Annotated in this window: 8 protein-coding genes; 6 read left to right on the top strand and 2 right to left on the bottom strand. The window is 64.3% G+C overall.

Annotated elements, in window-relative coordinates; genetic code table 11:
- Nucleotides 1–33 precede the first annotated feature (33 nt).
- Nucleotides 34–1,032 carry a GNAT family N-acetyltransferase gene (locus tag WAN02_RS14350; RefSeq protein WP_422264866.1) on the bottom strand — a complete coding sequence of 333 codons (999 nt, stop codon included), beginning with the start codon at nt 1,030–1,032 and terminating at the stop codon, nt 34–36.
- Between the two features lie 90 nt (nt 1,033–1,122).
- Here WAN02_RS14350 and WAN02_RS14345 point away from each other — a divergent pair, with 90 nt between their 5' ends.
- Nucleotides 1,123–1,869 (top strand): class I SAM-dependent methyltransferase, encoded by a 747-nt coding sequence (locus WAN02_RS14345; RefSeq protein ID WP_422264865.1) that lies wholly within the window; start codon nt 1,123–1,125, stop codon nt 1,867–1,869.
- A gap of 3 nt (nt 1,870–1,872) precedes the next feature.
- On the opposite strand, the gene WAN02_RS14340 is transcribed toward WAN02_RS14345, so the two are convergent.
- Nucleotides 1,873–2,430: a hypothetical protein gene (locus tag WAN02_RS14340; RefSeq protein WP_422264864.1), complete on the bottom strand. Its 558-nt coding sequence runs from the start codon at nt 2,428–2,430 to the stop codon at nt 1,873–1,875.
- Between the two features lie 142 nt (nt 2,431–2,572).
- Between WAN02_RS14340 and WAN02_RS14335 the strand changes: the two genes are divergently transcribed.
- The 5 genes from WAN02_RS14335 to WAN02_RS14315 form a co-directional block, all read left to right on the top strand.
- Nucleotides 2,573–3,238: a TetR/AcrR family transcriptional regulator gene (locus WAN02_RS14335; RefSeq protein ID WP_422264869.1), complete on the top strand. Its 666-nt coding sequence runs from the start codon at nt 2,573–2,575 to the stop codon at nt 3,236–3,238.
- A gap of 202 nt (nt 3,239–3,440) precedes the next feature.
- Nucleotides 3,441–4,649 (top strand): cytochrome P450, encoded by a 1,209-nt coding sequence (locus WAN02_RS14330; protein WP_422264863.1) that lies wholly within the window; start codon nt 3,441–3,443, stop codon nt 4,647–4,649.
- Entirely contained in the window at nt 4,646–5,482 is an 837-nt protein-coding gene (locus tag WAN02_RS14325; RefSeq protein WP_422264868.1) for a mycofactocin-coupled SDR family oxidoreductase, read from the top strand. Before WAN02_RS14330 ends, WAN02_RS14325 begins: the two co-directional genes overlap by 4 nt.
- A 26-nt stretch (nt 5,483–5,508) precedes the next feature.
- Nucleotides 5,509–6,480, top strand: a complete 972-nt coding sequence (locus tag WAN02_RS14320) for an enoyl-CoA hydratase/isomerase family protein (protein ID WP_422264862.1) — start codon at nt 5,509–5,511, stop codon at nt 6,478–6,480.
- Between the two features lie 16 nt (nt 6,481–6,496).
- A partial coding sequence (locus tag WAN02_RS14315) for a CoA transferase (RefSeq protein ID WP_422264867.1) occupies nt 6,497–6,668 on the top strand: 172 nt, incomplete at its 3' end.

Raw genomic sequence — 6,668 nt, 5'->3', positions numbered from 1 at the left:
GGGACGACCACCGCGGCCGCCCAGAATCGCATGCTAACTGACGGCCCGAATCACTTGACGCGCAGTGTGTTTGATTTCAGCGACCATGTCGCGGCTCAACGAGAGATCGTCCAGATCGGGCACGTCGACGACCGTGGTGACCACTCCGATGTCGTCGCGCTCCCACAATGCGCCGTAGTGGTCCATGATCGTGCGCATCGCCACGTTGTCGGCGAGCATGCGGCCGGAGAACTTGTCGACTCCGGCGACCCGTGCGGCAACGGAGAGGGCGTCGATCAAAAAGGATCCGATCCCGCGGCCCTGATAGGCGTCCGCGACGGTGAACGCGACCTCGGCCACCTCCGGATGGTGGTCGTCGCGCACGAAGCGCGCGTCGGCCACCGGATTGCCGTCAAGATCGGTCATCACCCAGACGAAGTGATCGACGTAATCGACCTCGGCCAGATAGTCCATCAGCGCCGGGCTGGGCACGCGCGCCGACATGAATCGCCGATACAACGTCTCGCTGGAAAACCACACGCGGCCCTGCAACGTCCGCTCGCTGTCGCCGGGCAACACCGGACGCAGTAGCAGTTCGGTCCCGTCGCGAGTGCGGACCGGGATCGGCGTGAGAAAGGCCGCCAGTCGCTGGCGCACGGTGCGGACCAACCTGCTCATGATCCCGGGAATGTGCACCAGCCGCGCGAACGCGTCGCTGTCCCCGATCCAACCGGTCAGCACCTCGGTGGTGGTCACCGTCGCCGTCCGCGGGATGTGGCGCAGCAGCGCGATCTCGCCGACGATCGCGCCGGCCGACACGTGCTCGACGGTCACCACGTCGTCATCGGCGACGTGCTTGATCTCGGCCGTGCCCGACGCGATGAGCAGGAACGACACCGCCTGCTCGCCCTGCTTCATCAGGATCTGACCCGCAGCGGCCTGTAGCGGCTGCAAGCTGGCCGCCAGCGGCATCAAGTCCTCGGCGGGACACCCCTTGAAGATGTCCAGCATAGTGAGTTCATCGGCGCGCAGCGCGCTCAGTTCGGTCACCATGCCGCCCCTGTCGCCGTCTCCGAGATAATGCCAAGGCTAGGGGCTTTGATCGTGTTGCAGCAAGGACATCTGCCCCGGCAGACTCACAGGATGGGCAGCGCCGAGAATCCGCTGGAGACGACGCGTCATTTGCTCGATCGCGAGGCCAGCCTGCGGCACGGCTTCCTCGACGTGCTTGGTGAGTCGGTCGCCAGCGAAACCCCCACGGTGGCGCAGGTCGCGATGAACAGCCCATTGGTCGCCACGGTGTACGAACGGCTGTGGCGCCCGGTGCTGTTCTACGTCGCCAGCGGCGTCACCACGAGCAGCGAGCAACGTCGCGCGGCCGACGCCTTGGATCTGTCGGGCACCCACAGGTTACTTGATATCGCTTGCGGCCCGGGCAATTTCACTGGAAAGCTGGCGCAACATCTGCCGGCGGACGGCCTGGCGGTCGGGTTGGACATCTCCGTGCCGATGCTGACCCGCGCCGTGCTGGACAACAGCGGGCCGCGTACCTGCTATGTCCGCGGAGACGCGGGAACGCTGCCGTTCGCCGATGAAACCTTCGATGCCGTCTGCTGTTTCGGCGCGCTCTATCTAATGCCCGAACCGTTCCAGGTCGCCCGCGAAATGGTGCGCGTGCTGCGACCCGGGGGGCGGGTGGCGATATTGACCAGCTACGCGGGCGAGATACCGCCCGTCCGGCGGGCGATGACCGCGAGCGCCCGGATGATCGGGCTGCGCTTGTTCGATCGGCACGAGTTCGTGGACCTGTTCAGGTCATCGGGCCTGGTCGACGTCGAGCAGCAGACCCAGCGCACATTGCAGTTCGTCACCGCCGGTAAGCCCGGCTGACGGTCAGGCCAACGAATAAAAGCCCTCGTCGGCCTGCAGGCCGACCAGCTCGCCGGCGGCGGCCAGCGCCTGCGATTTGAACACGTGGGCAGCCGCACTCGGCCGGTGCCGGCCGGCGACGAACCTGCAGTTCAGATTGGTCGGGTGGTGGCGGCCCCAGAGCAGCACCTCGGCCTCTTTGTCGTTGCCGGCGGCAAGCACCTGCCGGCGGACGGCTGCGCTTTTGACCATCACGTCGGTGGCGATCGCAAGCATGTGCGGCCGGGCCGGCGGCCGGACAAGGCTCTCCAATCGTGTGGCGACGCTGCCGCCCAGGATCCGGATCGGCCGGTCGTCAATCAGGCGATCAGAACCGCCGTCGACCACGACGCTGACATCCCATCCCGCCATCGCCCGATCGAAGATCAGGCCGCCGATCGACATCACCGCGTCGGCGATGTCGGCAGCCACCACCTGAAATCGGTAGCGGCCGAAATCGTCCAGGTCCGAGCGCGGCGACGATGCCCGCGGCAGCGGAATGGGACGCTCTAGTTGCTGGAGCGGGCTGGCGGGAGCGGCCACGCGTTGTCCGTTCGACGTTATTGCACAATTCTCAGCTGACACTACGAATATAGAGTAGCTTGGAACCGAATACCAACCTAGCTCGCCGCCAGGATCTGCTTTGACACCGAAACCGCGGGTGACCCGCCGCTACACTGCCGGGATACCAAACAGACGCAAGCCCAATCCCGACCAACGCCGCCGTGAACTTTGCGACGCGGCGATACAGCTGCTCGCCGACGACGGCGCAAAGGGCCTGAGCCACCTGAAGGTCGACGGCCGCGCCGGTGTTCCCGATGGCACCACCTCGTTCTACTTCCGCACCCGGTCAGCGTTGCTGCACGCGGTCGCCGAGCGCATGGTCGAGCTCGACCTGGCGACGCTGCAGGCGGTTGCCGACAGCGCCGGCATCGAAGCCGGGGCGTCGGCGTCCACACTGGCCAAGGTGGTCATCCAAACCGGGGAAGAACCGCAGCTGACGCGTACCAAAGCGCGTTATGAGCTGACCATGCAGGCGACCCGTGATCCGGCATTGGCTGCGACATTGGAGCGCGCCACCCGGGCCTTCACCAAGCTGCACCACGACATCTTTGTGCAACTTCTGCCGCATGGGGCCGAGCTGGATCCCGCCGTCGTCGATGACCTCACCAACATCACCCTGACCTTCATCAACGGCCTGCTGCTACGACTCGCCCACGGCGATCGGATCATCGAGAGCCCCGAACAGCTCGACGGCGTCCTGTCGGCCATCGTCGCCGGTGTCCTGGGCAGCGACCACCAGGGGCGACTCACCCAGGCCGGCACGGCGTTGCAACCGCGTTCGAAATAGATCGTCAGCTCTTGCCCAATACGGGCCCATATGGTTCTCTACGGCAATAGAGTTAGCCCGTCCCGGGTAAGCGCGCGAGCGCGGTTCTGTTAAGCGAAAGGTACAAATCGCCCGAACCGCCTCGGACGCTGACACACTGGCGACAACGATCCGGCATGCGGCCCATCCGGATCGCCGAAGTTGTGGCGAAAGGCAAGATTTCGTGACGATCAGCACCGATTTGGACGTCCAGGACGTCCACTACGACCCCTACGATGTCGTCGTCAACGCCGACCCTTACCCGACTTTCGCGCGGTTACGTGAAGAGGCGCCGCTGTACTACAACACCCAGCACGATTTCTACGCGCTGAGCCGGTTCGCTGATGTCGACAAGGGGCTCGTCGATCACGGCACGTTCAGTTCGGCGCGCGGCATCATCCTCGAGCTGATCAAGGCCAACCTCGACATCCCGCCCGGCCTGCTGATCATGGAAGACCCACCGATCCACGACATTCACCGCAAGCTGCTGGCCCGGATGTTCACCCCACGCAAGATCGCCGCGCTGGAGCCGCAGATCCGCGAATTCTGCACGCAGTCGCTGGACCCGCTGGTCGGAACGGGACACATCGACTTCGTCGCCGACCTCGGCGCCCAAATGCCGATGAAGGTCATCAGCATGCTGCTCGGCATCCCGGAAGACGATCAGGAATTCATCCGCGACCGCACCAACGCGCAGCTTCGCACCGAGGCCGGGAAACCGATGAAGCACGAACGCGGCTTGGCCACCGGCGAAATCTTTGCCGCCTACATCGACTGGCGCGCCACCAATCCCTCCGACGACATCATGACCGAGCTGCTCAACGTCGAATTCGTCGACGAGACCGGCACCACCCGCCGCCTGACCCGCGACGAACTGCTGATTTATCTCAACGTTGTTGCGGGCGCGGGCAACGAGACCACCACCCGGTTGATCGGTTGGGCCGGAAAGGTTCTCGCCGAACACCCCGACCAGCGCCGCGAACTGGTTGAGCACCCTCAACTGATACCGCAGGCCATCGAAGAACTCCTGCGATTCGAAACACCGGCCCCGCACGCGGCCCGCTACGTGACCCGCGACATCAGCTTCCACGGCCACACCGTCCCCGAAGGCGCCGTGATGATGATGCTCCTCGGAGCCGCCTGCCGCGACCCGCGCCAATTCGGCCCGGACAGCGAAGAATTCAACATCCACCGAACGCCCCGGCAGCACCTGGCCTTCAGTGTCGGCACCCACTTCTGTCTGGGCTCGGCGCTGGCGCGACTCGAAGGGCGAATCGCCATCGAAGAGATCCTCAAACGCTTCCCGGAATGGGAGGTCGACCTGTCGAACGCCGAACTCAGCCCGACATCGACGGTGCGGGGATGGGAGTCGATGCCGGCCTCGACACCATGACCGGTCGCGTCGAGGGCAAGGTCGCGTTCGTCAGTGGGGCAGCCCGCGGGCAGGGCCGCAGTCACGCCGTGCGACTGGCTGAAGAAGGCGCCGACATCATCGCCATCGACGTCTGCGGGCCGATCGCCAACCTCAGCTACCCGCATGCAACGCCGGAAGACCTCGACGAGACAGTGGATTTGGTCACGGGACTCGGCCGGCGCATCGTGACTGCTCGAGTCGACGTGCGTGACTACGAGGCCCTGAAGGCCGCTGTGGACAATGGCGTCGAGCAGCTCGGTCGTCTCGACATCATCGTCGCCAACGCCGGTGTCGGCACCGACGGCAGAATGCTGCACAAGATCCGGGAAAACATCTGGCAAGACATGATCGACATCAACCTCACCGGCGTCTGGCACACGGTCAAAGCAGGCGTGCCACATATGCTTTCGGTCGGCTGCGGTGGGTCCATCGTGCTCACCAGCTCGGTGGGTGGCCGTAAGGCCTATCCGAATACCGGCCACTACATCGCCGCTAAGCACGGCGTCATCGGCCTGATGCGCACCTTTGCCGTGGAACTGGGGCAGCACATGATTCGGGTCAATTCGGTGCTGCCCACCCAGGTCAGCACCACGATGGTGATGAATGAGCAGACCTACCGTCTGTTCCGCCCGGATCTGGAGAATCCCGGCCCTGACGACTTCGCCCCGATCTCCCAGATGATGCACACCCTGCCGGTGCCCTGGGTCGATCCGATCGATATCAGCAACGCCGTATTGTTCCTCGCCTCTGATGAATCTCGTTACATCACCGGCGTTTCGCTTCCCGTCGACGCGGGCAGCTTACTCAAATAATCAACAACCAACATTGGAGATGACTCATGGTCGAATTTGACTACGAAAAGCTGAAGAAAGAGGCCGAGCAGTACATCAAGTTCGAGAAGGACAAAAAGAACCGGATCGCCTACATCACCTTCGATCGCCCCGAAGCCCAGAACGCCACCAGCCTGGGTATGCGGCAGAACTACGCCGACCTCATCCACAAGTGCAACGTCGACGACGACGTCAAGGTCGTCGTGATCCGCGGCGAGGGCGATGATTTCGGCAGTGGCGGTGATCTTCCCGAGCAGCGCCCGATGCTCGAGAACCCGGGCCTGCCGCTGCATCACGAACTCGCGATCAACGACGACGACGTCAAGTACCCGCCGGGTGGCTCCTACCGCTACTTGTCCACCGTCACCGACTTCTACGCCAAAGCCCGCGCCGGAAACCGCCCGCTGCAGGAGCTTCGGAAGATCAGCATCATCGAGGCCAAGGGCTACTGCTACGGCTGGCACTTCTACCAGGCCGGCGACGCCGACCTGGTGATCTCGTCCGACGACGCCCTGTTCGGTCACCCGGCTTTCCGCTACGTCGGTTGGGGGCCGCGACTGTGGTGGTGGGCCGAGACGATGGGTCTGCGCAAGTTCTCCGAAATGCTGTTCACCGGACGGCCTTTCAGTGCGAAGGAGATGTACGACTGCGGCTTCATCAACAGCGTCGTGCCGCGCGACAAGCTGGAGGCCGAGACCGAGAAGTATGCGCTGGCGTGTTCGCGGTCCCGCCCGACCGACACCGTCGCGGTGCAGAAGACCTTCCTCGAGCTGTACAAGCAGCACAAGGGTGAGTACTTCGGCAGCCTGCTGACCGGCATGGTCGAGGGCATGCTGCCGATGATCCAAAACGACGCGCAGAACGATGTCGACCTCACCGGTGGCACATTCGAGAAGGGCCTCAACAACGTCGTGAAGGACAACGACCTCAACTTCCCGCCGGAGTGGCGCCTGAGCCGCTCGGGGCGCGCCAAGCCCTGACGTCTCGAGGTATGGCATGTCGGCGCTGACTGGTATCACGATCGTCGAGCTGGCCGAATCGGTTGCCGGAGAATACTGCGGGAGGCTTCTCGCCGACTTCGGGGCCGAGGTGATCAAGATCGAACGCCCGGGTGGTAGCCCCACCCGGGCGATGGCACCGCTCGTCGGCGGCAGCGGCGGGCCGGAGC

The sequence above is a fragment of the Mycobacterium sp. genome (assembly GCF_049281135.1).
Lineage (GTDB): Bacteria > Actinomycetota > Actinomycetes > Mycobacteriales > Mycobacteriaceae > Mycobacterium.
The sequence above is the reverse complement of the archived record's forward strand: the minus strand, read 5'-3'. Positions and strand labels throughout refer to the sequence as shown.

Excerpts from the sequence above, each read along its gene's own strand:
- WAN02_RS14325 (WP_422264868.1), top strand. The coding sequence starts at position 4,646 with ATGACCGGTCGCGTCGAGGGCAAGGTCGCGTTCGTCAGTGGGGCAGCC.
- WAN02_RS14320 (WP_422264862.1), top strand. The coding sequence starts at position 5,509 with ATGGTCGAATTTGACTACGAAAAGCTGAAGAAAGAGGCCGAGCAGTAC.
- WAN02_RS14350 (WP_422264866.1), bottom strand. The coding sequence starts at position 1,032 with ATGGTGACCGAACTGAGCGCGCTGCGCGCCGATGAACTCACTATGCTG.
- WAN02_RS14345 (WP_422264865.1), top strand. The coding sequence starts at position 1,123 with ATGGGCAGCGCCGAGAATCCGCTGGAGACGACGCGTCATTTGCTCGAT.